Source organism: Variovorax ginsengisoli, assembly GCF_030811835.1.
Lineage (GTDB): Bacteria > Pseudomonadota > Gammaproteobacteria > Burkholderiales > Burkholderiaceae_C > Variovorax > Variovorax ginsengisoli_C.
Genome location: NZ_JAUSRO010000004.1, coordinates 112,089 through 136,559, shown reverse-complemented (window position 1 = coordinate 136,559; position 24,471 = coordinate 112,089). Strand labels below are relative to the sequence as shown.

19 protein-coding genes are annotated in these 24,471 nt (G+C 67.0%); 11 read left to right on the top strand and 8 right to left on the bottom strand.

The window, feature by feature from the left end; all coding sequences use genetic code 11:
* Positions 1–23 precede the first annotated feature (23 nt).
* Complete coding sequence (locus J2W36_RS06835; RefSeq protein ID WP_307688940.1) at positions 24–725, top strand: phosphatase PAP2 family protein; 702 nt, start codon at positions 24–26, stop codon at positions 723–725.
* Positions 726–788: 63 nt separating this feature from the next.
* On the top strand, positions 789–2,567 hold the full coding sequence (locus tag J2W36_RS06830; RefSeq protein ID WP_370869278.1) for a phosphoethanolamine transferase: 1,779 nt from the start codon (positions 789–791) through the stop codon (positions 2,565–2,567).
* 22 nt (positions 2,568–2,589) lie between these two features.
* Here the strand turns inward: J2W36_RS06830 and J2W36_RS06825 are convergent, their stop codons facing one another.
* Positions 2,590–3,366, bottom strand: a complete 777-nt coding sequence (locus J2W36_RS06825) for a DeoR/GlpR family DNA-binding transcription regulator (RefSeq protein WP_307688939.1) — start codon at positions 3,364–3,366, stop codon at positions 2,590–2,592.
* Positions 3,367–3,521: 155 nt separating this feature from the next.
* On the opposite strand from J2W36_RS06825, the gene J2W36_RS06820 reads away from it, so the two are divergent.
* Complete coding sequence (locus J2W36_RS06820) at positions 3,522–5,144, top strand: glycerol-3-phosphate dehydrogenase/oxidase (RefSeq protein WP_370869277.1); 1,623 nt, start codon at positions 3,522–3,524, stop codon at positions 5,142–5,144.
* Between the two features lie 4 nt (positions 5,145–5,148).
* Here the strand turns inward: J2W36_RS06820 and J2W36_RS06815 are convergent, their stop codons facing one another.
* The 4 genes from J2W36_RS06815 to eat all read right to left on the bottom strand — a co-directional run bounded on the left by J2W36_RS06815 (position 5,149) and on the right by eat (position 10,190).
* Positions 5,149–6,414, bottom strand: a complete 1,266-nt coding sequence (locus J2W36_RS06815) for an HAD family hydrolase (protein WP_307688938.1) — start codon at positions 6,412–6,414, stop codon at positions 5,149–5,151.
* A 125-nt stretch (positions 6,415–6,539) separates the two neighbouring features.
* On the bottom strand, positions 6,540–7,358 hold the full coding sequence (gene eutC / locus J2W36_RS06810) for an ethanolamine ammonia-lyase subunit EutC (RefSeq protein WP_307688937.1): 819 nt from the start codon (positions 7,356–7,358) through the stop codon (positions 6,540–6,542).
* Between the two features lie 13 nt (positions 7,359–7,371).
* Positions 7,372–8,772 (bottom strand): ethanolamine ammonia-lyase subunit EutB, encoded by a 1,401-nt coding sequence (locus J2W36_RS06805; protein WP_307688936.1) that lies wholly within the window; start codon positions 8,770–8,772, stop codon positions 7,372–7,374.
* 35 nt (positions 8,773–8,807) lie between these two features.
* Positions 8,808–10,190 (bottom strand): ethanolamine permease, encoded by a 1,383-nt coding sequence (gene eat / locus J2W36_RS06800; RefSeq protein ID WP_307688935.1) that lies wholly within the window; start codon positions 10,188–10,190, stop codon positions 8,808–8,810.
* 150 nt (positions 10,191–10,340) lie between these two features.
* Here eat and J2W36_RS06795 point away from each other — a divergent pair, with 150 nt between their 5' ends.
* Positions 10,341–11,384, top strand: coding sequence for a helix-turn-helix domain-containing protein (locus J2W36_RS06795; RefSeq protein WP_307688934.1), 1,044 nt, complete (start codon positions 10,341–10,343; stop codon positions 11,382–11,384).
* A 71-nt stretch (positions 11,385–11,455) separates the two neighbouring features.
* Positions 11,456–11,878: an FKBP-type peptidyl-prolyl cis-trans isomerase gene (locus J2W36_RS06790; protein ID WP_307688933.1), complete on the top strand. Its 423-nt coding sequence runs from the start codon at positions 11,456–11,458 to the stop codon at positions 11,876–11,878.
* Here the strand turns inward: J2W36_RS06790 and J2W36_RS06785 are convergent.
* Positions 11,865–12,488 carry a LuxR C-terminal-related transcriptional regulator gene (locus tag J2W36_RS06785; protein ID WP_307688932.1) on the bottom strand — a complete coding sequence of 208 codons (624 nt, stop codon included), beginning with the start codon at positions 12,486–12,488 and terminating at the stop codon, positions 11,865–11,867. The genes J2W36_RS06790 and J2W36_RS06785 overlap by 14 nt on opposite strands.
* Positions 12,489–12,568: 80 nt before the next feature.
* On the opposite strand from J2W36_RS06785, the gene J2W36_RS06780 reads away from it, so the two are divergent.
* Both J2W36_RS06780 and J2W36_RS06775 read left to right on the top strand, forming a co-directional pair.
* Positions 12,569–13,381, top strand: a complete 813-nt coding sequence (locus J2W36_RS06780; protein WP_307689211.1) for a CoA transferase subunit A — start codon at positions 12,569–12,571, stop codon at positions 13,379–13,381.
* 1 nt (position 13,382) lies between these two features.
* Positions 13,383–14,021, top strand: a complete 639-nt coding sequence (locus tag J2W36_RS06775; protein ID WP_307688931.1) for a 3-oxoacid CoA-transferase subunit B — start codon at positions 13,383–13,385, stop codon at positions 14,019–14,021.
* Positions 14,022–14,066: 45 nt separating this feature from the next.
* On the opposite strand, the gene J2W36_RS06770 is transcribed toward J2W36_RS06775, so the two are convergent.
* Complete coding sequence (locus J2W36_RS06770) at positions 14,067–15,587, bottom strand: MFS transporter (RefSeq protein WP_307688930.1); 1,521 nt, start codon at positions 15,585–15,587, stop codon at positions 14,067–14,069.
* Positions 15,588–15,814: 227 nt separating this feature from the next.
* Between J2W36_RS06770 and J2W36_RS06765 the strand changes: the two genes are divergently transcribed.
* The 3 genes from J2W36_RS06765 (at position 15,815) to J2W36_RS06755 (ending at position 19,800) form a co-directional block, all read left to right on the top strand.
* Positions 15,815–16,546, top strand: coding sequence for a gluconate 2-dehydrogenase subunit 3 family protein (locus J2W36_RS06765; protein ID WP_307688929.1), 732 nt, complete (start codon positions 15,815–15,817; stop codon positions 16,544–16,546).
* Positions 16,547–16,556: 10 nt separating this feature from the next.
* On the top strand, positions 16,557–18,329 hold the full coding sequence (locus J2W36_RS06760) for a GMC family oxidoreductase (RefSeq protein ID WP_307688928.1): 1,773 nt from the start codon (positions 16,557–16,559) through the stop codon (positions 18,327–18,329).
* A 61-nt stretch (positions 18,330–18,390) separates the two neighbouring features.
* On the top strand, positions 18,391–19,800 hold the full coding sequence (locus J2W36_RS06755) for a c-type cytochrome (protein ID WP_307688927.1): 1,410 nt from the start codon (positions 18,391–18,393) through the stop codon (positions 19,798–19,800).
* Positions 19,801–19,848: 48 nt separating this feature from the next.
* Here J2W36_RS06755 and J2W36_RS06750 read toward each other — a convergent pair whose 3' ends face one another.
* A complete protein-coding gene (locus J2W36_RS06750) occupies positions 19,849–21,552 on the bottom strand; it encodes a glucan biosynthesis protein G (RefSeq protein WP_307688926.1) in 1,704 nt (567 codons plus the stop codon).
* A 577-nt stretch (positions 21,553–22,129) separates the two neighbouring features.
* Here J2W36_RS06750 and bglX point away from each other — a divergent pair.
* Entirely contained in the window at positions 22,130–24,412 is a 2,283-nt protein-coding gene (bglX, locus tag J2W36_RS06745; RefSeq protein ID WP_370869281.1) for a beta-glucosidase BglX, read from the top strand.
* Positions 24,413–24,471: the final 59 nt, after the last annotated feature.

The following is a 24,471-nucleotide window of genomic DNA, read 5'->3' as shown; positions in this document are numbered from 1 at the left end:
TTTCCTATCGATTCCTGTTGTGCATGAACCGCTCCTCGACCCCGCGCCTGCTCGTTCTGACCTTTGCCTTCCTGGCCATCGTCCTGCTCTGGGACCTGTCCGGCCTCGACCTGCCCCTGGCACGGCTGGCGGCTACACCCCATGGATTCCCGTGGCGCGACAGCCGGGCGCTGTTGCTCGTGATGCACGAGGGGCCACGCTTGCTGAGCTGGCTGCTGTTGTTCGCCTTGTTCGTGGCCGTGCGCTGGCCGGTCGGCTTCCTGCGTCAGGTGGATCTGCCTGCGCGGCTGCAGCTGGCCGCCACCGTGCTGGTGTCGGTACTGGCCGTGTCGCTGATCAAGAGCGCCAGCAGCACGAGTTGTCCCTGGGATCTCGCCGAGTTCGGCGGCACGGCACGCCATGTCTCGCACTGGGCCTGGGGTGTGGCTGACGGCGGACCGGGGCGGTGTTTTCCGGCGGGCCATGCATCGGCCGCTTTTGCTTACCTTGGTGGCTGGTTCGCCTTGCGCACCGGTGCGCCCGTGGCGGCGCGTCGCTGGCTGGCGGTGGCCATCGTGGTCGGTTTCGCGCTGGGGCTGGGCCAGCAGTGGCGTGGCGCGCACTACATGAGCCACACGTTGTGGACGGCATGGGTCTGCTGGGCCGTCGGGCTGGTGATCGATCTGGGTGTGCAGGCCGTGCGGCGGCAGCGCGCACGGGCTGGCCTCGCGGTGGTGGGCAACTGAAGCTGAACGAAACCTGAACGAGATGTTCAGGCAATCTTCAGGCCCGTTGTCTATCGTTGGCAGATGCCCCCTGAAATTATCGATGCCGCCGCGCTGGGCGCGGCTGGCTCATCGGCTGCGCGCGGCGCATCCACGCATCCCGGCCCATCTTCCGTGAAACAGTACATTCCGGCCTGGCTGACGCAGGTTGACCAATGGATGGCACGTCCGTGCTCGGCGCGTCTGGCCGTCGCGTGGCTCAGCGTCTATTTTCTCGTCGCCGCCAACTGGACGCTCTGGGGCGCGCTGGCGCACCTGGGCGGCCCGCCGAGTGTCTACCTGCGGCTGGTGGCGGCCATGGCCGTGCTCGTCGGCTTCGGCACGCTGGCTCTGCTGTCGCTGACAGCCTGGTCGCGCTGGATGAAGCCGGTGTGGTTCGTGCTGCTGCTGGTGGCTGCGGTGGCCCAGCACTACATGCTGACCTACCGTGTGGTGATGGACCCGACCATGGCCGCCAACGCCATGCAGACGGACCTGCACGAAACGCGCGACCTGCTCGGGCCGCGCATGCTCCTGAACGTGCTGCTGGTGATGGCGCTGCCGACCTGGTGGCTGCTGCGCGTGCGCATCCTGCCGATGCGGCTGTGGGGCCAACTCTGGCGCAATGCGCTCCTGCTGGTGGCGGCCCTGGCCGTGGTGGCCGGCGGTGCGGCCGCCATGTCGCGCGATCTGGCGCCGCTCATGCGGAACAACACGACTTTGCGCTACATGATGAATCCGCTGGCCATTGTCTACTCGAGCGGGGCGGTGTTCATCAAGCCGCTGTTCAAGCGCAGCGGCAAGCTGATACCGATTTCGGGTGGTGCCGCGCTGGGTGCGAGTTACGCAGCGCAGATCAAGCCACCGCTGTTCGTGATGGTGGTGGGCGAGACGGCGCGATCCGACCATTTCGCGCTCAATGGCTACGCACGTGACACCACGCCGCAACTGGCCGCGCGTGACGTGCTGAGCTGGCGCAACGTGCATTCCTGCGGTACCAACACGCTGGCCTCGGTGCCGTGCATGTTCTCGCACTTGGGCAAGCAGGGCTACGAAGGCCGCAAGGACGACTACGAAAGCCTGCTCGACGTGGCCCAGGCCGCCGGCCTCGCCGTGTTGTGGATCGACAACCAGGCCGGCTGCAAGGGCGTGTGCGTGCGCGTGCCGAACGTGTCGGCGGGCGACGGCCTCGACCCGGCGGTCAAGAGCGCGCTTTGCGACGGCGACGAGTGCCTGGACGACGTGATGCTCAAGAACATCGACCAGCGCATTGCGGCGCTGCCCGCCGATCGCCGCAGCAAGGGCGTCCTTCTGGTGCTGCACCAGATGGGCAGCCATGGCCCCGCCTATTACAAGCGGTCGAACTCCAATTCCAAGCGCTTTCTGCCGGAATGCAAGACCAACGTGCTGGCCGATTGCAGCCACGGTGAGCTGATCAATGCGTACGACAACTCGATCGCGCACACCGACCAGTTCCTGGCGCACACCATCGACTGGCTCAAGACCCAGTCGCCGAAGTTCGACACCGGCATGCTCTACATGAGCGACCACGGCGAGTCGCTCGGCGAGTTCGGCCTGTTTTTGCATGGCCTGCCGTACGACTTCGCACCGGAGGTGCAGAAGCACGTGCCGATGGTGGCGTGGTTCGACGCCGGCCTGCTGGCGCGCGAGAAGCTGTCGACGCGGTGCCTGCAAGGCAACCGCGACGCGGCGCTCACCCACGACAACCTGTACCACACGCTGCTCGGCGTGATGGATGTGCGCACGCCGACCTACAAGCCGCAACTCGACGCCTTCGCGCATTGCCGCGGCGCGGCCGGCTGAAACGGCTCGGCGCGTCGCGTTCTCAGGGCGCCACTTCGCAGCGGATACCGGCCTCGGCCAGCAGCGCGGGAAAGGGCTCGGGCGGTGGTGCATCGGTGAACAGCCGGTGGATCTGATCGAGCCGCCCCAGCTCCACCATGGCCGGCCGGTGGAACTTGCTGCTGTCGGCGGCCAGCCAGACCTCGCGGGCCTGCTGCACGATGGTCTGCGCCACCTTCACTTCGCGGTAGTCGAAGTCGCGCAGCGTGCCGTCGGCCTCGATGCCCGAGATGCCGATCAGCGCGATGTCGACCTTGAACTGTCGTATGAAGTCGACCGCCGCCTCGCCGACGATGCCCCAGTCGCGCGAGCGCACCACGCCGCCGGCCACGATCACTTCGCACGACGGGTTGTCGCTCAGGATCGTGGCCACCCGCAGGTTGTTGGTGATCACGCGCAGTCCGCGATGGCGCAGAAGTGCCTTGGCAATCGCTTCGGTGGTCGTGCCGATATTGAGGATGAGCGAGCATCCATCGGGCACCTGAGCGGCCACGGCCGCCGCAATGCGCGCCTTGCCTTCGGCGTGGAGCACCGCACGCTGGCGGTGCGCGATGTTTTCGGTGGTCGATGCCGGCAGGCGCACGCCGCCGTGAAAGCGCGCCAGCAGCCCGTCGTCGGCCAGGCGCTGCACGTCGCGGCGGATGGTCTGCAACGTCACGCCCAACAGATCGGCCAACTGCTCGACCGTCATGGCGCCACGCGTGCGCACGGTGTCCAACAGGCGAAGCTGGCGGGGGTTGGCATCGGCAGGTGACTGCATCGGTGAATTCAAACGAAAATGAAGAAACAAAAAGGAAAATAATAAGTACTTCTTGTGGGCTTGGAAAGAAAAAACGAAAATAAACGAAAATGGCGACCTGCCGCAGACCGGATCTCACCGATCTGCGTTCCGCCCCCATGCAGCCCCCTTTGTCCATGACCGCTTTCGCCGCTTCAGCCGCTTCCTCTGCCCATCCTCCTGCGGACGTCCACCGCGCCGACCTGATGGCCCGGCTGCAGGCACTCCCGGCCTGCGACATCGCCATCGTGGGCGGTGGCGCGACCGGGCTCGGTGTGGCGCTGGACGCCGCAGCCCGCGGCCTGTCGGTCGTCCTGGTCGAGTCGGCCGACTTTGCCAAGGGCACCTCGTCGCGCGCGACCAAGCTGGTGCACGGCGGTGTGCGCTACCTGGCGCAGGGCAACATCGCGCTGGTGCGCGAAGCGTTGCATGAGCGCACGACCCTGCTGGCCAATGCGCCGCACCTGGCGCAACCGCTGCCTTTCGTCATGCCGTCCTATCGGCTGCTGGACACGCCTTTCTACGGCGTGGGACTGAAGATGTACGACGCGCTGGCCGGCAAGGCCGGGCTGGGCCGCACCGAGCTGCTGGGCAAGGCGCGCACGCGTGCCTTGCTGCCGACCGCGCGGGCAGAGGGGTTGCATGGGGGCGTGAAGTACTGGGACGGCCAGTTCGACGATGCACGGCTGGCGCTGGCGCTCGCCCGCACGGCGGCCGCGCGCGGCGCACTGCTGGTCAACTACTGCGCAGCGAAGCGGCTGGTCCATGAGAACGGCAAGGTCGCAGGGCTCGTGTGCGTCGACGGCGAAACGGGTGCGGAATTCACACTGCGTGCCCGCTGTGTGGTCAACGCCACGGGCGTCTGGGTCGATGCGCTGCGCCAGCAGGACGGCGACGCCGTCGGCCGTCCTGTCGAGTCGATGGTGGCGCCCAGCCAGGGCGTGCACCTGGTCGTCGACCGCGAATTCCTGCCCGGCGACCATGCGCTGCTGGTGCCCAAGACCGCTGACGGCCGCGTGCTTTTTGCAGTGCCGTGGCTGGGCAAGGTGATCCTCGGCACCACCGACACGCCGCGCCACGACCTGGTGCGCGAGCCGCTGCCTTTCGACGAGGAGGTCGATTTCATCCTGCGCGAGGCCGCGCGCTATCTGCGTCGGGGCCCTACGCGGGATGACGTGCGCAGCATCTGGGTCGGCCTGCGCCCGCTGGTCAAGCCGCAGGGCGGCGAGGACGGCAACACCAAGGCGATCAGCCGCGAACACACGGTGCTCGTGAGCCGCAGCGGCCTGGTCACGGTGACCGGCGGCAAATGGACGACCTACCGCGCCATGGCCGAAGACGTGCTTGCCCAGTGCGCGCAAGCCGGCCTGGTGCCCGCGCGGCCTGCCGGTGTGACGGTGCATCTGCCGCTGTTCGGCGCACCGGCCGCGGGCACGCCGCGCGTCGCGTTGAGCGAAGCGTCGGGCCTGCACAGCTATGGCGCCGAGGCCGATGCGGTGCGCGCGTTGCCGGGCGCTGACGTCGAGCTCACGGCCGGGCTGAGCGAGGCGATGGTGCGCTATGCGGTGCGCTTCGAATACGCGCGCAACGTCGAAGACGTGCTCGCACGGCGCCATCGGCTGCTCTTTCTCGATGCACGCCGGGCCGCCGCACTGGCGCCGCGCGTGGCCGAGATCGTGCGCGAGGAAACCGGGCGCGACCCGGGCCTCGAGGCTTTCCTGGCCCTGGCTGCACAGTACGCAACCGGTCGCGCCGCCTGACCTCTTACTTCAGCGCCTTGCCCTGCGTTGCGCCCAGGGGCGTGTGCAGTTGGGATGGCACCCACTCGCCGGTGTTGTCGTCGCGGCCCTGCAGCAGGTAGCGGGTGTCCGCCTTGCCGTAGTTCTGCACCGCCAGCGCGGAGAACCTGCCGATGTCGGTCTTCGGGTCGCGCAGGCGGTTGACGATCAGCACCTTCTTCGTGTCGGCGAAGTCGGCCATCATGTTCTGGTCGCCTTCGCTGTCGCCGGCAATGAAGCTCGGGCCATAGCCGTATTTCGACACCAGGAAGCGCTGGATGTTCTTGGTCTTGCCAGGGCCCTGCGTCTGGTCGTAGCCGCGGCGATAGGTCGGCTGGATCACACCGTTGGCGTCGCGCTCGAGTTCCATCGCCAGCACGCGCTCGGGCGGGTTGTTATAGCCGAAGGCGGGGTTCGACGAAATCTCCTTGATCACGTCGACGAAGGAGGCCGAGCACACCCACACGTCGAAGCCCGCGTTGCGGAACGCGGCATACAGCGCCTGCATCTCGGGCTGCAGCCGCAGGCCGTTCTTCCAGCTGACCGACACCACACCCGCACTGCCGGGCAGGCTGGCCGGGGAGGTCCACTTGACCTTGGCGATCGGTTCCTTGAGCTGCCAGTTGACCGTGTCGACAGTGAGCTTGCGCACCTGCGCTTCGGTCATGCCGGCGAACAGGTACGTGACCCACGGGTAGGCCGTGTCGTGGTCGAAGGTGTCGCCGATGGCTTCGTAGAGGTAGCGCACCTTCGTGATGAAGGCCGTGTAGTGCGCGCTCTGGCGCACCTGCGCCAGCGTTTGCGTGCCACCGAAGCCGGCGTAATTGGCACGCAGCCAGGTGTAGCTGGCCACGATGTCCGGGGCGACGCGGTCGATGTTCACCGGCTGGGCTGCGGCGTTGTTGTAGCCCGGCAGGAAGTTCGTCTTGGGGATGTTGCGGCGAAGCGCCGTGTCGAGCTGGGCGGGCGTGGCGCCGAACACCAGGTTCTCCAACTGGTAGATCAGCGCGGCTTCCTCGATGTCCAGAAAGACGCTGGTGTTGTCCCAGTCGAAGACGACGTAAGGCGGCCGTGCGGCACTGTAGCCGGCGCTGCCCTTGCCGAGGCTCGCGATCAGCCCTTCGATCTGCGTGCGGTTGAAGTCGTCCCAATGCGCAGGCGGCAGGGTGATTGCCTTCGGCTGCAGGCTGGCGCAGCCGGTGGCGACGAGTGCGGCGGCCACGGGGGTGAGGAGGAAGAATCGGCGTTGCATGAAAAAAAGTCCTAGCGAGGAGAGAGGTCGAAACGGAAACAGAAACCGTGCATGCGGTGGCGGACCCCACGGGAGTGGCGCGGGAGAAGCCGGGAAATGCTGGGAAGTGGGCGGGCAGGCGGGCGTCAGTCGGGCAGGGTGAGGGGGCGCTCGCCCGCATCGAGCACGGCCAGGTCGCTCTCGTCCTTGAGTGCGATGCCGGTGAGGCCGCGGCGCAGCGCCTCGCGCATGAGCCAGGCGAGCTTGAAGGCGGCCAGGTCATAAGCCAGACCGGCGGGGCGCACGTTCGAAATGCAGTTGCGCTCGGCATCGTGGCGGCCGCGGCGCGGCGCGTGCGTGAGGTAGATGCCCAGGCTGTCGGGCGAGCTCAGGCCGGGCCGCTCGCCAATGAGCATCACCGACAGGTCGGCCCGGAAGATTTCTGCGGCTTCGTCGGCCAGCGCGACGCGGGCCTGGGACGCAATGACCACCGGCGCGACGCGCGTGTCGGGCGGCAGGTGCGCCCGCAGCGCAGCCAGCAACGGCACCGCGTTGCGCTCGATCGCCAGCGACGACAGTCCGTCGCCGATGACGATGCAGACCTCGCAATGCCGGCCTTCGGGCAGGTGCTCTGCCGTCGCTCGCAGGCGCTCGGCATCGTCGGGGTCGAGCTGGCGGCCGAGGTCGGGGCGCCGCAGGTAGGTGGTGCGGTCCGCGGCGCGGCTGTGCACGCGTTCGACCACCCAGCCGTCCGCACGCAGTGCCGCGTCGAGTGCGTCGACATCCAGCGCCGCATGAATGGCATCGCGCGCCATGGCGTGCGCCCAGCCGAAGCGCAGCGTCTCGTCCGTCGGCATGCCGGCACCCGCGCGGCCCAACGCCAGGCGTGCGGGCGTGGCGGCGCGCCATTCCTGCCAGGGGTTGGCTGTCACAGGCGCGGGTGTCTCGTCGGGGCGGTCTTTCATTGCCACGGACCTCTCAAGGACTCAGCGCAGCCAGGCCGCCCATGCCTGCGAGCAGCCGGTTGGAAGTGGAAGAGGGCGGTGCCAGTTGTCCCGCACCATCGGTGATCTGCATGCGTTGCAGCCAGGCCTCGAATTCGGGCGCGCGCTTCAGGCCCATGGTCTCGCGCAGGAACAGGGCGTCGTGGAACGAGGTGCTCTGGTAGTTGAGCATCACGTCGTCCGCGCCCGGCACGCCGATCAGGAAGGTGAGGCCGGCGGTGGCCAGCAGCACCAGCAGCGTGTCCATGTCGTCCTGGTCGGCCTCGGCATGGTTGGTGTAGCAGACGTCGCAGCCGATCGGCAGGCCCAGCAGCTTGCCGCAGCAATGGTCCTCGAGGCCGGCACGGATGATCTGCTTGCCATCGAACAGATACTCCGGCCCGATGAAGCCGACCACCGTGTTGATCAGCAGCGGCTTGTAGCGCCTGGCCAGCGCATAGGCGCGCACCTCGCAGGTCTGCTGGTCGACGCCAAAGTTGGCATTGGCCGACAGCGCGCTGCCCTGGCCGGTCTCGAAGTACATGACGTTGTTGCCAACCGTGCCGCGCTGCAATGCCAGCGCCGCTGCGTAGGCTTCGTCGAGCAGTTCCGGCGTGACCCCGAAGGAGAGGTTGGCCTTTTCGCTGCCTGCGATCGACTGGAACACCAGGTCGACCGGTGCACCGGCCTCGGCCAGCTTGAGCGTGTTGGTCACATGGGTGAGTACGCAGCTCTGCGTGGGAATCTCGAAGCGCTGGATCACCTCGTCGAGCATGTGCAGGAGGCGCCCCAGCACGGGCATGCTGTCGGACGCGGGGTTCAGGCCGATCACCGCGTCGCCCGCCCCGTAGAGCAGGCCGTCGAGCGTGGACGCGGCCACACCGCGCAGGTCGTCGGTCGGGTGGTTGGGCTGCAGCCGCACGGCCATGTGGCCTGGCAGGCCGATGGTGTTGCGAAAGCGCGTGACCACGCTGCACTTCCTCGCCACCGCAATCAGGTCCTGGTTGCGCATGAGCTTGGAGACGGCCGCGACCATTTCGGGCGTGAGCCCCGGCGCCAGCGCCGTCAGCGCCGCCGTGCTGGCCTGCGCCGACAGCAGCCAGTTGCGCAGGTCGCCCACCGTCATGTGCGCGACCGGGGCAAAAGCCGCCGCGTCGTGGCCATCGATGATCAGGCGGGTGATGTTGTCGCTCTCGTAGGGTATGAGTGCCTCGGTCAGGAACTGCCTGAGCGGTGTGTCGGCCAGCACATGGCGTGCGGCCATGCGCTGCTGCGCCGTCGCCGCGCCGATGCCTGCGAGGTAGTCGCCGGAGCGCGCCGGACTCGCCACGGCCATGACTTGCTTGAGGTCCTCGAAGTCGAAGACCTGTCCGGCGATGGTGGTGCGGTAGCGCATCGTGGCGTGTCCTTGGGGAGAGTGGGTGGGTGGTCTCAGGCCGAGAGCATGTCGTCGGGCGCTGCGGCCTTGCGCTGCGCTGCGGTGGCCAGGAAGTAGCCGTAGGCCAGCACCATAAGCACCAGGAACAGCATGGTCAGCAAGGTGTTGAACCACACCATCGCGCCCAGGCACACGAGGCCGAGTACGAAGGCAATCGCGGGGAACAGCGGGTAGAAGGGCGCGCGGTAGGTGCGCAACAGGTTCGGTTCGCTGCGGCGCAGCTTGAACAACGCGGCCATCGAGATCAGGTACATCACGATCGCACCGAGCACGGCCATGGTCACGATGTTGGCGGTGAGCGTCTGGCCGCCGAACTTCACCAGTTCGTCACTGAAGATGGCAACGACGCCGATCGCGCCGCCGGCGAGCAACGCCCGGTGCGGCGTGTTGAAGCGCGGGCTCAGGCCAGCGAAATAGGCCGGCAGGTAGCCGGCGCGGGCCAGCGCGAAGATCTGGCGCGAATAGCCCATGATGATGCCGTGGAAGGATGCGACCAGCCCGAACAGGCCGATCCACACCAGCATGTGCAGCCAGCCGCTGTGCTCGCCGACGACGACTTTCATCGCCTGCGGCAGTGGATCGTTGATGTTGGCAAGCGTGCGCCAGTCGCCCACGCCGCCCGCGAAGATCATCACGCCGAAGGCCAGCAGCACCAGCGTGACGATGCCGGTGGTGTAGGCGATCGGGATGGTGCGGTGCGGGTCCTTGGCTTCCTCGGCCGCCATGGCGGCACCTTCGATGGCCAGGAAGAACCAGATCGCGAAGGGAATGGAAGCGAAGATGCCCGAGATGGCCGTGCCGTTGAGCACCTCGCCGCCGGCCCACCCGTGGGCCGTGAAGTTGGCCCATGACCAGCCTGGCGCGACCACGCCCATGAACATCAGCAGCTCGAAAATGGCCAGCAGTGTGACGAAGAGTTCGAACGCCGCGGCAATGCCGACGCCAGCCCAGTTGAGCGCGATGAAGACCACATAGGCGCCCAGTGCGAAGTGCTTCGGATTGACGCCCGGAAACTGCACGTTCAAGTACGCGCCGATGGCCAGCGCAATGGCCGGCGGCGCAAAGACGAATTCGACCAGCGTGGCAAAGCCCGCCACGAACCCGCCGGTCGGCCCGAAGGCGCGGCGCGCATAGGCAAAGGGGCCACCCGCATGCGGGATGGCGGTCGAGAGCTCCGTGAAGCTGAAGATGAAGGTCGTGTACATCGTGGCCACCAGCACCGTGGCGACCAGGAAGCCGAGCGTGCCGGCGGTGTTCCAGCCATAGCTCCAGCCGAAGTACTCGCCCGAGATCACCAGCCCCACGGCAATGCCCCAGAGCTGGAAGGGACCGAGAACCTTCTTGAGATGGCCGCTGGCCGGGCTGTTGGAACTCATGGCGCTTTCCTGTTGGAACTGTGATGGCCGTATTCGACCAAAGCGACGCAAGTTGTTCTATCCGGAATCGGAAAAAGAGGAAAGCGGCGCAGCGCGCGTTGTCGCGTGGTGGGTCTGCGTGGCACCGCTCTTGCTTGCCCTGCACGCGCCATGGTCGCCATCGATCCGTTTCTCTCCCATGCCAGCGAGTCCAGTGCCGTTGCCGCGCCGCCGCACTACGCCCTGCGCGCGAGCCGCGATGTCGACGAGCATGCCACCCACATCTCGGCATGGCACCAGGAATACGACCAGATTTCGTGCGGCGACTTCACCGGCGCGGTGCGCGAACTGTGCGTGGATGCGCCGCGCCTGCAGGTGTTCCATGAGCACACCGGTCAACAGACCAGCCAGCGCTGCCTGCCCTGGCGCGGTGCCATCTGGTTCGGCGTGCCCGATGCGTGCAATGCCGCGCCACTGCACTTTTCTGGCAGCACCCAGCCGCTGGAGCGCGAGCGCCGTGTGCTGTGCGCGCGGGCCGACGACGGTTTCGTGCTGCGCACGCCGCGGGACTTCGGCATCTATGGCGTGGTGATCGACGAGGAGTGGCTGGGCAACCAATTGGACCGCATGGGCGCGCGCGCACTGCTTCGGCCCGCCACGGCGAGCGGCTCGACCCATGCCACGGTGCTGTCGGCGCACCGCCATGCCGCGCTGTGCCAGACCATCGAGTCGATGCTGGCCCTGGGCGCGAGCGGCGAGATCGCGCTGCAATGGGGCCGCACGGCCCTTCAGGCATTGACGGACCGGCTGCTGTGCCTGTTGGGCGACGCTGCCCAGTCGGCCGAACAAAAGGCCGTCGACCTGACGGCGCGTCGCCGGCTGCGGGCCGTGATGACCGCGCGCTCGCTGGCCATCGACCCGGTGAACCACGACCTCACGGTCGATGCGCTGTGCGAACGCCTGCACGTGACACCGCGCACCTTGCACAACCACTTCCAGGGTGCGGTTGGCGAATCGCCCACCGAGTTCCTGCGCGCGGTGCGGCTCAACGCCTGCCGACGCCGGTTGCGTGCCGAGGCCTGCGACGTCAATGTGCAGGACGTGGCCGCGCAGTGGGGTTTCTTCCACATGGGCCGCTTTTCGCACGCGTACAAGACCCTGTTCGGCGAGCTGCCGTCGCAGACCCTGCGCGAGGCGCGCCGCAACCCTCACTGACGGGCACGCCCACGGGCACGACGGTCGGCATGGCAATAATGGTGCTTTCCATTTTCCGAAAGCCACCGTTCATGCGACTCCTTCTCTGCGCCGCTGCCGCCGCCACCGCCCTGTGTGTCCTGCCTACCGCCTGGGCACAGGCGCCGGCCAAGCCGGTCACCACGCCCAGTGGCCTGATCTACCAGTCGCTCAAGGAAGGCACCGGCGCCTCGCCCGCGGCCACCGACACCGTGAAGGTCCACTACCGTGGCACCTTTCCCGACAGCGGCAAGGAGTTCGACAGCTCCTACAAGCGCGGCGAGCCGACCGAATTCCCGCTCAACGCCGTGATCCCTTGCTGGACTGAAGGCGTGCAGAAGATGAAGGTCGGCGGCAAGGCCAAGCTGACCTGCCCGCCGGCCATTGCCTACGGTGCGCGTGGTGCGGGCGGCGTGATCCCGCCGAACGCGACGCTGGATTTCGAGATCGAGCTCATCGCGGTCAAGGGCCGCTGATCAGCTTCTGCACCAGTTCGGCCGTGGTCGCGGCGGTGTACTTGCGCATCAGGCGCGCACGGTGCAGCTCGACCGTGCGATGGCTGATACCCAGCGCACGGCCGATCTCCTTGGAGGTCAGCCCCTGCATCACCTGCGCGGCGATCTCGCGCTCGCGGGGTGTGAGTTCCGCCTTGCCCGCGCGCCGCGAGCCCAGGTCTTCGAAGATCCAGATGCCGGCCTCGTGCGGCAGGGCGCGATTGAGCGCATGGCCCGTCACGTGGCACCAGAAGGTTTCGCCGGCCATCGCGCCGTGCAGGTCGCCGACGCGCCGCATCATGCGGTTGTCGGCATAGCGGCCCTTTGTGTTCAGGATGGGTTCCATGCGCTTGCCGATGCGCTCGAATTCGGCAACGCTCGGGTAAAGCACGCGAAAGGACTGGCCGATCAGCGCGTCGCGATCGGCACCGAACATCTCGCACAGCCGTGCGTTGCAGTCGACCATCGTCCGGTTGCGCGACAGCACCATGCCCACCGGCGCGTGCGCAAAGGCGAGCCGGTAGTCGATGTCGGCGTGCGTGTCGGTGTGCGACGGCGGGCGGGCAGGGCGGCGGGTCTCAGGTGTCTCCATTACGAAATACTACGTATGCGAGTACGTAGTATCGTCTGGACATTCCATCAACCATCACCGAGCGAGGATCACAAGCCATGGTGAACAAGATTTATCCCTCCGCCGAGGCGGCGCTCCAGGGCGTGGTGGCCGACGGGCAGATGCTCGCGGTCGGCGGCTTCGGCCTGTGCGGCATTCCGGAGGCGCTCATCGAGGCACTCAAGGACAGCGGCGTCAAGGACCTGACCTGCGTCTCGAACAACGCAGGCGTCGACGGCTTCGGCCTCGGCAAGCTGCTCGAGACCCGGCAGATCAAGAAGATGATCGCCAGCTACGTCGGCGAGAACAAGGAGTTCGAGCGGCAGTACCTGGCCGGCGAACTCGAACTTGAATTCACGCCGCAGGGCACGCTGGCCGAGAAGCTGCGCGCCGGCGGTGCCGGCATTCCGGCCTTCTTCACCAAGACCGGCGTGGGCACGCAGGTGGCCGAAGGCAAGGAGCTGCGCGACTTCGACGGCGAGACGTACGTCATGGAGCGTTCGCTGGTGCCCGACGTGGCCCTGGTCAAGGCCGACGTGGCCGACACCTCCGGCAACCTGCGCTTTCGCCTGACGGCGCGCAACTTCAACCCGGCCGCGGCGATGGCCGGCAAGGTCTGCATCGTCGAGGTCGAGAAGATCGTCGAACTCGGCGAACTCGCCCCCGACGACATCCACCTGCCGGGCATCTACGTGCACCGCATCGTGCTCAATGCCACCCCCGAGAAGCGCATCGAGAAGCGCACGGTGAGCGCGGCAGCGCCAGTCGATGTCGAGGCTGCCAAGGTCGAGGCGCAGGCCGTGATCGCGCAGGCCGCGGTGATCGACGAAGTCCCCGTCCCGAAAGTCCCCGCCAACAAGAAAGAGGGAGCCTGACATGCCCTGGACCCAAGACCAGATGGCGGCCCGTGCCGCACAAGAACTCGAAGACGGCTTCTATGTGAACCTGGGCATCGGCATCCCGACGCTGGTGGCCAACCACACCGGCGACAAGGAAGTCTGGCTGCAGAGCGAGAACGGCATGCTGGGCATCGGTCCGTTCCCGACCGACGACGCCGTCGACGCCGACCTGATCAACGCCGGCAAGCAGACCGTGACCACACTGCCGGGCAGCGCCATCTTCGGCAGCCACGACAGCTTCGCGATGATCCGCGGCGGCAAGATCAACCTGTCGATCCTGGGCGCCATGCAGGTGAGCGCCAAGGGCGACCTGGCCAATTGGATGATCCCCGGCAAGATGGTGAAAGGCATGGGCGGCGCCATGGACCTGGTGGCTGGCGTCAAGCGCGTGATCGTGCTGATGGAGCACGTTGCCAAGAAGAAAGACGGCACCGAGGACCTGAAGATCCTCGAACAGTGCACCCTGCCGCTGACCGGCGTGGGCGTGGTCGACCGCATCATCACCGACCTGGCGGTGATGGACGTGACGCCCGAAGGCCTGAAGGTGGTGGAGCTGGCCGAGGGCGTGAGCTTCGACACGCTGCAGGCCAAGACCGGCGTGCCGCTGATCCGCTGATTTCCCCGCCGGGCAACTGGAGGCGCTGACCCGCCGAGCCTGCGCTCAATGCAGGTTCTGCGGCAGCGCCTCTTTCGTTGGGGCGTCACCCGCCCGCGCGCCCAGCCCTTGCCGTGGCAGCACGAGCGCGAGCACGACGATGCCCAGCGTCACCACCAGCATCATCAGGAAGGTGAACTGCAGCGAGCCGGCCAGCGCCGCGCGAATGGCGGTGTCGCTGACGGTGGCCGCGGTGCCGCCAGTGCCGCCATGGGCGCCCTGCAGCAGCTGACGCAGCTGATCCTCCGAGATCAACGCACCGCCGTTCGCACGGCTGAGGCCGACGTTGAAGATCGCGCCGAAGAAGGTGGCGCCCAGCGCGCTGCCGAGGTTGCGGGAGAAGATGTTCGATGCGGTCGCGACACCGCGCTGCGAGATCGCCACCGATTCCTGGATGAGGATCAGCGAGCTCAGGCTCAGCAGGCCGAAGCCCAGGCCGATGACGAAGGAGCCCACGCCGGCCAGCACCGGCGAACTGCCGGGCCGCAGCAGTGCGAAGGCCAGTGCACCCAATGGAATCAGCGCCGAGCCCGCGAACACCACGCGCCACAGGCCGAAGCGGTGGAAGGTGCGCGAGGCCAGGGTGGCGCCCAGCGGCCAGCCGAGCATCACCATCGTGAGCGCCAGTCCGGCGACGACCGAGGAGCGCTCGAGCACCACCAGTACATACATCGGCAGGAAGGTCGTGATGCCGATGAGCGACATGCCCACGAGCATCGATGCGCCGTTGACGGTCGCGATCACCCGCGCACCCCACAGCCGGAACGACACCATCGGATCGGGCGCACGGCGTTCCTGCACGACGAAGAGCACGGCCGCGACCCCGAAGCCGAGCGCCCATGCGAGCGCCGAGCCGGTGTTGCCGATGCCGAATTCGGTGAGCGCGATCATCAGCGCGGCGATGCCCACGGTGAAGAGCAGGGCGCCGACCAAGTCGATGGCACTGCGGCGTACCGAAGGCGCCTCGCGCAGGAAGAACCAGAAGCCGGCGGCGGCCAGCAGTCCGATCGGGATGTTGATCCAGAAAATCCAGGCCCAGGAGAGCTTCTGCACGATAAGCGCGCCGAGCATCGGCCCGAGCACGGCCGACACCGCCCACACGCTGGCCAGGTAGCCCTGCACCTTGCCGCGTTCGCGCACCGGATACAGGTCGCCGACGATCGTCAGCGCCACGGGCTGGATCGCGCCCGCGCCGATGCCCTGGATCAGGCGGAAGGCGATCATCGCGGGCATGGACCATGCGAAGCCCGCGAGCACCGAGCCCACCAGGAAGATCGCGATGCCCGCGAACATCACCGGCTTGCGGCCATACAGGTCGGACAGCTTGCCGAAGACCACCGTCATCGCCGTCTGCGCCAGCAGGAAGGACGCGAAGACCCAGCTGTAGAGATGCAGGCCACCCAGCGACGAGGCGATCTGCGGCATCACGGTGGAGACGATGGTGGCCTCGATCGCCACCATGGCCATCGAGGCCATGATCGACGCGATGACCAGCGGCCGGTGGGTTGTGAGGGGGGATGAGCGCATGCGATGCCGCGAGGGCCAGTCTCTGTAAAGGCGAAATGCTACAGACAAGCCGACATCCCCGTTCTGAGCGCGGCCTTGCCCTGGCCTTGACGGCACACTTGGCCGATTCACGCCAAACATTGACCGATTTCATCGGTGCGAAGCGTTGCCGTCCGATTGCCTCGCCGCCGCCGCAGTGCCATGCTGGATTCATAACAACACAGCAGCCTCGTGCTGCAGATCCATCGATGACTGACGTTCCCTCACCGGGCCGGCGCGGCTTTCTGCGTCGGTCCATCGCGATCGTTCCCGCGGCCAGCGCCTTGACGGCGACCGGCTTCGTCGCAGGCCAGCAGGTCGCGGCACAACCCGCTTCGGCGCCCGCGGCACCGACTTCGCCGCCGTACACGCCGGTGTACTTCCATGCCGAGGAGTGGGCCTTCATCCAGGCCGCCGTCGCCCGGCTCATACCCTCCGACGACACCGGCCCCGGCGCCATCGAAGCCGGCGTGCCCGAGTTCATCGACCGGCAGATGGAAGGCGTGTTCGGCCATGCGGCCATCTGGTACATGCAGGGGCCGTTCGTGCCCAGCTCGCCGCTCTTCGGCTACCAGGGCAAGATGCCGCCGCGCGAGGTCTACCGTGCGGGCATCGCGGCGACCGATGCTTGGTGCAGGCAGCAGAAAGGCGGCAAGCGCTTCGCCGAGCTCGATGCGGCCACGCAGGACGAGGTGCTCAAGGGCCTCGACGGCGGCACCATCCAGTTCGCCGAAGTCGGTGCCAAGGACTTCTTCACCTTCCTGCTGCAGAACACCAAGGAAGGCTACTTCAGCGACCCGATCCATGGCGGCAACAAGAACGCCGTGTCCTGGAAGATGATCGGCTTCCCCGGCGCGCGTGCCGACTTCCTCGACTGGGTGCAGAAGCCCGGCGTCCATTACCCGCTGCCCCCCGTCAGCATCAACGGGCCGCAGGGCTGAGGGGCGCGACATGGCAAGCATCAAGAAACCCAGCGTCGACGCGGTGCTGGTGGGCTTCGGCTGGACCGGCGCCATCATGGGCATGGAACTCACCGCCGCCGGCCTGAAGGTCCTGGCGCTGGAGCGTGGCGAGAACCGCGACACCGTGCCCGACTTCGCGTACCCGCGCATCACCGACGAGCTGAGCTACGGCATCCGCGGCAAGCTGTTTCAGAACCTCTCGAAGGAGACCGTCACCATTCGCCACACGCCGGCCGACGTGGCCGTGCCGTATCGGCAGCACGGCTCCTTCCTGTTGGGCGACGGTGTGGGCGGTGCTGGCGTGCACTGGAACGGCCACCACTGGCGCGCGCTGCCGGCCGACCTGCAACTGCGCAGCACCTACGAAGCGCGCTACGGCAAGAAGTTCATCCCTGAAGGCATGTACCTGCAGGACTTCGGCGTCAGCTACGACGAGCTCGAACCGCACTTCGACCAGTTCGAGAAGATCTGCGGCACCTCGGGCAAGGCCGGCAACCTCAAGGGCCAGATCCAGCCCGGCGGCAACCCCTTCGAGGGCTGGCGCGCCAACGAGTACCCTCTGCCGCCGCTGGCATCGCCCAACAGCGCCGTGCTCTTCGAGAAGGCCGCGCGCGAGTTGGGCTACCACCCCTTCCCGCAGGCCGCGGCCAATGCGTCGCGGGCCTACACCAACCCGCATGGCGCACAGCTCGGCCCCTGCAACTTCTGCGGCTTCTGCGAGCGCTACGGTTGCTACATGTATGCCAAGGCATCGCCGCAGACCACGCTGCTGCCGACGCTGATGAAGCGCTCGAACTTCGAGCTGCGCACCCGGTCGCACGTGCAACGCGTGAACATGTCGCCCGACGGCAAGCAGGCCACCGGCGTGACCTACATCGACGCGCAGGGCAACGAGGTCGAGCAGCCCGCCGACCTCGTGGTGCTGTGCGCTTACCAGATGCACAACGTGCGCCTGCTGCTGCTGTCGAACATCGGGAAGAAGTACGACCCGGCGACGGGCGAGGGCGTGGTCGGCCGCAGCTATGCCTACCAGTTGAATGGGGGTGCCACGCTGCACTTCGACAAGGACCAGCCGATGAACCCCTTCGTCGGTGCCGGCGCGAGCGGCCATGCAATGGACGACTTCGACGGCGACAACTTCGACCACGGGCCGCTCGGCTTCGTCGGCGGCGCGACCATCAACTGCATCAACACCGGTGGGCGGCCGATCCAGCAGCTGAGCCTGCCTGCAGGCACGCCGACCTGGGGCGGAGCTTGGAAGAAGGCGGCGAAGGAGAACTACGTCTACCAGACCAGCGTCGGCAGCCAGGGCTCGGTGATGGCTTACCGCGACAACTACCTCGACCTCGACCCGACCTACAAGGACGCCTTCGGCCAGCCGCTGCTGCGTATGACCTTCGACTGGAAGGACAACGACATGGCGATGACCGCCTTCATCGGCACCAAGGTCGAGCAGATCGCCAAGGCCATGGGGCCGAAGCACATCAGCATGGGCTTCAAGAAGAAGGGCGAGCACTACGACGTGCGGCCCTACCAGTCGACCCACAACACCGGCGGCGCGATCATGGGCACCGACCCGAACACCAGTGCCATCAACCGCTACCTGCAGACCTGGGACGTGCCCAACGTGTTCGTGATGGGCGCCAGCGCCTTCCCGCAGAACTTCGGCTACAACCCGACGGCCGTCGTGGGTGCGCTGGCGTACTGGTCGGCCAAGGCGATCCGCGAGAACTACCTGAAGAACCCGGGAGCGCTCGTATGAGCGCCGCGCTGGGCCGCCCCAAGCAAGCTCGCACCGCAGTGCGGAGCACGGAGGTATTCCGATGAACGCGGCCACCAAGACGCGCCTGCGCGTGACCGGGCTCGGCATCGTCGTCGCGGCGCTGCTGTCGACCTGGGCCTTCGGCCAGAAGGCGAGCCCGGTCAGCGGGGGCGTGGCCTCGGCGCCGGCCGTGGCGACCACGGGGGCGAGTCAGGCGTCGTCGTCCGACCCGACGGTCGAGCGCGGACGCTACCTTGCGCGTGCCGGCGACTGCGTAAGCTGCCACACCGGCCCGTCGAACGTGCCCTTCGCGGGCGGCCTGCCGATGTCGACGCCCTTCGGCACCATCGTGTCGAGCAACATCACGCCCGACAAGGGCGCAGGCATCGGCGAATACACCGAGGCGGAGTTCGCCCGCGCGCTGCGCGAGGGCGTGCGGCGAGATGGCCAGCATCTGTACCCCGCCATGCCGTACCCCTCGTTCGCCAAGCTGAACGACGCGGACATGCATGCGCTCTACGTCTATTTCCAGCAGGGCGTGGCGCCGTCTTCCGCCAAGCCGCCGCCGACCGAGCTGCCGTGGCCCTTCAGCCAGCGCTGGCTGATGGCAGGCTGGAACATGCTGTACCTCGACAAGGGCACCTACCAGCCCGACAGCGCACGCAGCGCCGAATGGAACCGCGGCGCCTATCTGGTGCAGGGCCTGGGCCACTGCGGCGATTGCCACACCCCACGCAGCCTGACGGGCGGCGTGAAGGCCGCCAACGATCGGCAGGGCGACAGCTATCTGGCGGGTGCGCTGATCGATGGATGGCTCGCGCAACCGCTGCGCCACAGCGAGCGCGGCGGCGCGGCGCAGTGGTCGACGGACGACATGGTGGCCTACCTGCAGACCGGGCGCACGGCGCATACTGCGGCCTTCGGACCCATGTCGCAGGTGGTGCAGAACAGCACGCAGTACATGAGCCGCGAAGACCTGGCGTCGATCGCCACCTACCTGCAGTCGATCGGCACGCCGCCGACCCCACCTGCGCCTTCGCAAGCCGCCTTGGTGGCTGTGTCGCAGACATATCCGAGCACGCTGGAACTGCGCGCGGGGACGGTCCAAAGAGGCGGCGCCATGGTCTACCTGAACAACTGCAACGCCTGCCACCAGTCGAGCGGTGCGGGTGCGAGCGCAGGGGGCCTGGGCGTGTTCCCGTCGCTGGCTGGCAACAGCGTGGTCAACGCCAAGGACCCGACGTCACTGATCCGCATCGTGCTCGCCGGCTCGGCGATGCCGAGCACCGAGAAGGCGCCTTCGGCGCTGGCGATGCCGGGCTTCGGCTGGCGGCTCACCGACGACAACGTGGCCGATCTGCTGAGCTTTGTCCGCTCGAGCTGGGGCAACCGAGCCGAGGCCGTGACACCCGCACAGGTGGCCACGGTGCGCAAGGGGCTGGCGCCCGAGCAGACGGCGACGGCGCGCTGAGCCGGGCGCGTGGCGCGCCCGCTCCGCTGGCCTGCCGGGCTCCGGTCTTCAGGGCGTTGTCTTGGCGGCCGGCGCTGCAGGCAGGGTGGCAGGCTGCGTCTCCGTGGAAGATGCAGCCGGCGCGGCCGGTTGCTGCACGGCAGAGGGTGCAGTCGACGGTGTGATGGCCAGCAGGGCGCCGCCGTTGGCTGGCAGTTGGTAGCTCCAGGTCTCGCTCAGCGGCTTGCCGCCTTGGGCGAGGGCGGCACGCAGTTCCACGGGCTGCGCCGGGTCTTTCACATGCAGCCGCAGCGTCAGTCGCCAGCCTTTGATGGCGGGGTTGCGCTGCACCGAGCTCTCGAGGATCTGTGCGTTGTCGCTCGCGCTCACCTGCACTTCCGGTGGGTCGCCCGCGCCCAGCTTGGCGACGGCGGGGCCTTCGAAGTCGACCAGGAACGCCGTGCTGCCGTCGGGCTTGCGGATCAGGTTGGCCTGCGTTTGCTCACCCTCGGTCTGGAAGGTCTGGCGCACCCAGGCGTTGTCGGCGCTGTGCAGCCCCGGTTCGTCCATGGTCCAGTGCATGCGGTAGGCGAACTGCAGGGCATCGCCCTTTTTCGGCTTTGCATCGGGGTTCCAGAATGCGGCGATGTTGTCGTTGGTCTCATCGGGCGTCGGAATTTCCATCAGCATGACCTTGCCCTTGCCCCAGTTGCCATGGGGCTCGATCCAGGCGCTGGGCCGCAGGTCGTAGCGGTCCTTCAAGTCTTCGTAGCGCGAGAAGTCGCGGCCGCGCTGCAGCAGGCCGAAGCCCTGCGGATTCTCGACTTCGAACGAACTGATGGCCAGCGTGCGCGGGTTGTTGAGCGGGCGCCACAGCCATTCGCCGGTGCCGGTGTGGATCGACAGCCCGTTCGAGTCGTGGATGGCCGGGCGGTAGTTGCGCTTGTCCGTGAGTTGGTTGGGGCCGAACAGGAACATGCTGGTCAGCGGGGCGATGCCCAGCATGTTGACGTCGCCGCGCAGGAAGATGTTGGCCTGCACGTCCATCACGGCGTCGCTGCCCGGCGTCAGGATGAACTGGTAGGCGCCGGTGGCGCGCGGCGAGTCGAGCAGGGCATAGATCACGAGCTGCTTGTCCTGCGGACCCGGACGCTGGATCCAGAACTCGCGGAAGTCCGGGAACTCTTCGCCACCGGGGGGCGCGGTGTCCAGGGCCAGGCCGCGGCTCGACAGGCCATAGACCTGGCCCTTGCCGATCACCCGAAAGTAACTCGCGCCCAGAAAGCTCAGGATCTCGTCGTCCTTGCCCGCCTGGTTGATCGGGTACATCACGCGAAAGCCCGCATAGCCGAGCGTGCTGGTGGCTTGCTTGTCGAAGCCCAGGTCGCCGAAGTCGAAGCGCTCGGCGTCGTAGCGGATCTCGCGCACGCCATCGCCGGTGATCTCGTTGATCCGCACGGGCGTATTGAAGTGCATGCCCTGGTGGTAGAAGTTCAGCTTGAAAGCCGATCCGGTGTCGCGCCATTCGAAGCGGTCCGAACGCGGCTGGATCTTCTGGTAGTCGGCGAACTGCATGTTGCGAAACACCGGCGGCAGGTTGCTCTGCGGTGCCACGTACGGCTTTTCCATGAGGGCACGGGCCTGTGCGGTGACGTCGTCCAGCGAGAAAGCCTTGGCCTGCGCAGCGGCAGCTGCACAGACGACCGAGAAAAAGGAAGCCAGGCACAGGTGAGCGATGTAACGCTTTCCCCGGCATGCATCTTTGAAGATCATGGGTCTATTCCAAAAGAACAATCAGAAACAAGAAAAAGGAGCGGCGATGCCGTCCTGCGGGGTGGGGCGGTGGTGGACCCGGCTTGCGAAGCAAAATTCCTGCCCTCGTTCGGCGGGTCGCATGGCGGGTCTTTCGCATGTGTCGATGCGGTCGCCACCCTGAGCGCGCGCTGTGGTCGCAGCGCTCCTGTCGTGCACAAGGCGACCCGTGTCGTCTTCATCTTCGCTAGCTTAGCATCGCTCGCAGGGCAAACCCCGCATGCCACAGCAGGGAAAAAGGGGCATGTAAGATCGCCGTTGACTCATGGCCCGTTGTTTGTCAACGGCTCGCTCCTGGATGGCAGAGGGTGCTACGGGCTGTGCACCCGGCCTCGGCATCGCACAGACATCTGCGTCTTTGCATCACCTGCATTGCACGGCCTCCAGCACGCCCGATCGATCCGTGGCGATCGCGGGTTGCCCTCTTTTTGGACTTCGAATGAAAAGCGCTTTTCCAATTTCTTACGACCCGACACAGACCGAATCACGCGCACCGCGCAACGCCTCCAGCGCTCGCACCGCCCGCGACAGCGCCTTGATGAAGGCCGTCTGCCTGGTCGCGCTGGTCTCTGGCCTGTCGGCCTTGCCGGCGCAGGCGGCGGCGCCGATCGAGAACAAGCGTGCGTTCATCGCCGAACTGGTTGGCAAGATGACGCTCGACGAGAAGATCGGCCAGCTTCGGCTCATCAGCATCGGCCCCGAGATGCCCATCGCGCAACTGGCCAACGAGATCACCGCGGGTCGCGTGGGCGGCACCTTCAATTCGGTGAACCGTCCGCACAACCGCCTGCTGCAGGACGCGGCCATGAAGGGTCGGCTGAAGATCCCGATGTTCTTCGCCTATGACGTGATCCACGGCCATCGCACCACCTTCCCGATCGGGTTGGGCCTGGCGTCGAGCTGGGACATGGATGCGATCAGGCTGATGGCCAGCACCGCCGCGAAAGAGGCTGCGGGCGATTCCGTCGACATGACCTTCGCGCCGATGGTGGACATCGCGCGCGACCCGCGCTGGGGCCGCACGTCCGAAGGCTTCGGTGAAGACCCGTACCTGGTGTCCGAGATCGCCAAGGCGACGGTCAAGGGCTTCCAGGGCACGCTGCCGGTGCCGGCCGACCGCATCATGGCCAGCGTCAAGCACTTTGCGCTGTACGGCGCGGTCGAGGGCGGCCGCGACTACAACACCGTCGACATGAGCCCGATGCGCATGTACAACGACTACTTGCCGCCGTACCGTGCCGCCATCGACGCCGGCGCCGGTGGCGTGATGGTCGCGCTGAACTCCATCAACGGCGTGCCCGCCACGTCGAACACCTGGCTCATGCAGGACCTGCTGCGCAAGGAATGGGGCTTCAAGGGCGTGAGCGTGAGCGACCACGGTGCCATCGTCGAACTCATGCGCCACGGCGTGGCCAAGGACGAGCGCGAGGCCGCCAGGTTGGCGATCAAGAACGGCATCGACCTGAGCATGGCCGACTCGGTCTATCTCAAGGAATTGCCCGGGCTGGTGAAGTCCGGTGAGGTGTCGACGAACGACATCGACAAGGCGGTGACGGAGGTGCTGGGCGCCAAGTACGACATGGGCCTGTTCCAGAACCCCTACCTGCGCATCGGCGTGGCCAAGGACGATCCTGCCGATCTCGATGCCGAGAGCCGCCTGCACCGCGCCGCCGCACGCGAGGTCGCGCGCAAGTCGATGGTGCTGCTGGAGAACCGCAACAGCACGCTGCCGCTCGCAAAGTCGAAGACCATCGCGCTGGTCGGCCCGCTGGCCGACGCGCCGATCGACATGCTGGGCAGCTGGTCGGCCGCCGGCAATTCGAAGAACGCCGTCACGCTGCGCACCGGCCTGAACGCCGCCGTGGGCACGCAGGGCCGCGTGCTGTATGCGCGCGGTGCCAACATCACGAACGACGAAGGCATCGTCAAGTACCTCAACTTCCTGAATTGGGACACGCCCGAGGTCACGCAGGACAAGCGCACGCCTGCCGCGATGATTGAAGAGGCCGTGGCCGCTGCGCGCCAGTCCGACGTGATCGTCGCCGCGGTCGGCGAAGCGCGCGGCATGTCGCACGAGTCGTCGAGCCGCACCAGCCTCGACCTGCCGCAGAGCCAGCGCGACCTCATCACCGCATTGAAGGCCACCGGCAAGCCGCTGGTGCTGGTGCTGATGAACGGCCGCCCGCTGGCATTGCAGCGCGAACAGCAGGAGGCCGATGCCATCCTCGAGACCTGGTACACCGGCATGGAAGGCGGCCACGCGATCGCCGAGGTGCTCTTCGGCGACTACAACCCGTCGGGCAAGCTGCCGATCTCGTTTCCGCGCTCGGTCGGCCAGATCCCGACCTACTACAACCACGCGCGCCTGGGCCGCCCCTTCACCGAAGGCAAGCCGGGCAACTACACCTCGCAGTATTTCGAGGAAGTCACCGGGCCGCTGTACCCCTTCGGCTACGGCCTGAGCTACACCGACTTCGCGCTGTCCGACGTGGTGCTGTCGGGTGCAACCATGCCGCGTGGCGGGAAGATCGAAGCCGCCGTCACCGTGAAGAACATGGGCCAGCGCGCCGGAGAGACGGTGGTGCAGCTCTACATCCAGGACGTGGCCGCCTCGGTGGTGCGGCCGGTCAAGGAACTCAAGGACTTCCAGAAGGTAGCGCTGCAGCCGGGCGAGGAAAAGGTGCTGCGCTTCGCCATCGACGAGTCGAAGCTGAAGTTCTTCAACGCGCAGCTGCAGCACGTGGCCGAGCCCGGTGCCTTCAACGTGCAGATCGGCCTGGATTCGCAGGCCGTGAAGCAGAAGAGCTTCGAGCTTCAATAGGCCAGGAGCCCGCGATGGCCAACGTCGATGCAATGACTGTGCTCACGGTGCAGTGGTCC

What these genes read in the sequence shown, in the direction of transcription:
- J2W36_RS06835 (WP_307688940.1), top strand. Translation starts at nt 24, where the DNA reads ATGAACCGCTCCTCGACCCCGCGCCTGCTCGTTCTGACCTTTGCCTTC.
- J2W36_RS06830 (WP_370869278.1), top strand. Translation starts at nt 789, where the DNA reads ATGCCCCCTGAAATTATCGATGCCGCCGCGCTGGGCGCGGCTGGCTCA.
- J2W36_RS06825 (WP_307688939.1), bottom strand. Translation starts at nt 3,366, where the DNA reads ATGCAGTCACCTGCCGATGCCAACCCCCGCCAGCTTCGCCTGTTGGAC.
- J2W36_RS06820 (WP_370869277.1), top strand. Translation starts at nt 3,522, where the DNA reads ATGACCGCTTTCGCCGCTTCAGCCGCTTCCTCTGCCCATCCTCCTGCG.
- J2W36_RS06815 (WP_307688938.1), bottom strand. Translation starts at nt 6,414, where the DNA reads ATGCAACGCCGATTCTTCCTCCTCACCCCCGTGGCCGCCGCACTCGTC.
- eutC (WP_307688937.1), bottom strand. Translation starts at nt 7,358, where the DNA reads ATGAAAGACCGCCCCGACGAGACACCCGCGCCTGTGACAGCCAACCCC.
- J2W36_RS06805 (WP_307688936.1), bottom strand. Translation starts at nt 8,772, where the DNA reads ATGCGCTACCGCACCACCATCGCCGGACAGGTCTTCGACTTCGAGGAC.
- eat (WP_307688935.1), bottom strand. Translation starts at nt 10,190, where the DNA reads ATGAGTTCCAACAGCCCGGCCAGCGGCCATCTCAAGAAGGTTCTCGGT.
- J2W36_RS06795 (WP_307688934.1), top strand. Translation starts at nt 10,341, where the DNA reads ATGGTCGCCATCGATCCGTTTCTCTCCCATGCCAGCGAGTCCAGTGCC.
- J2W36_RS06790 (WP_307688933.1), top strand. Translation starts at nt 11,456, where the DNA reads ATGCGACTCCTTCTCTGCGCCGCTGCCGCCGCCACCGCCCTGTGTGTC.
- J2W36_RS06785 (WP_307688932.1), bottom strand. Translation starts at nt 12,488, where the DNA reads ATGGAGACACCTGAGACCCGCCGCCCTGCCCGCCCGCCGTCGCACACC.
- J2W36_RS06775 (WP_307688931.1), top strand. Translation starts at nt 13,383, where the DNA reads ATGCCCTGGACCCAAGACCAGATGGCGGCCCGTGCCGCACAAGAACTC.
- J2W36_RS06770 (WP_307688930.1), bottom strand. Translation starts at nt 15,587, where the DNA reads ATGCGCTCATCCCCCCTCACAACCCACCGGCCGCTGGTCATCGCGTCG.
- J2W36_RS06765 (WP_307688929.1), top strand. Translation starts at nt 15,815, where the DNA reads ATGACTGACGTTCCCTCACCGGGCCGGCGCGGCTTTCTGCGTCGGTCC.
- J2W36_RS06760 (WP_307688928.1), top strand. Translation starts at nt 16,557, where the DNA reads ATGGCAAGCATCAAGAAACCCAGCGTCGACGCGGTGCTGGTGGGCTTC.
- J2W36_RS06755 (WP_307688927.1), top strand. Translation starts at nt 18,391, where the DNA reads ATGAACGCGGCCACCAAGACGCGCCTGCGCGTGACCGGGCTCGGCATC.
- J2W36_RS06750 (WP_307688926.1), bottom strand. Translation starts at nt 21,552, where the DNA reads ATGATCTTCAAAGATGCATGCCGGGGAAAGCGTTACATCGCTCACCTG.
- bglX (WP_370869281.1), top strand. Translation starts at nt 22,130, where the DNA reads ATGAAGGCCGTCTGCCTGGTCGCGCTGGTCTCTGGCCTGTCGGCCTTG.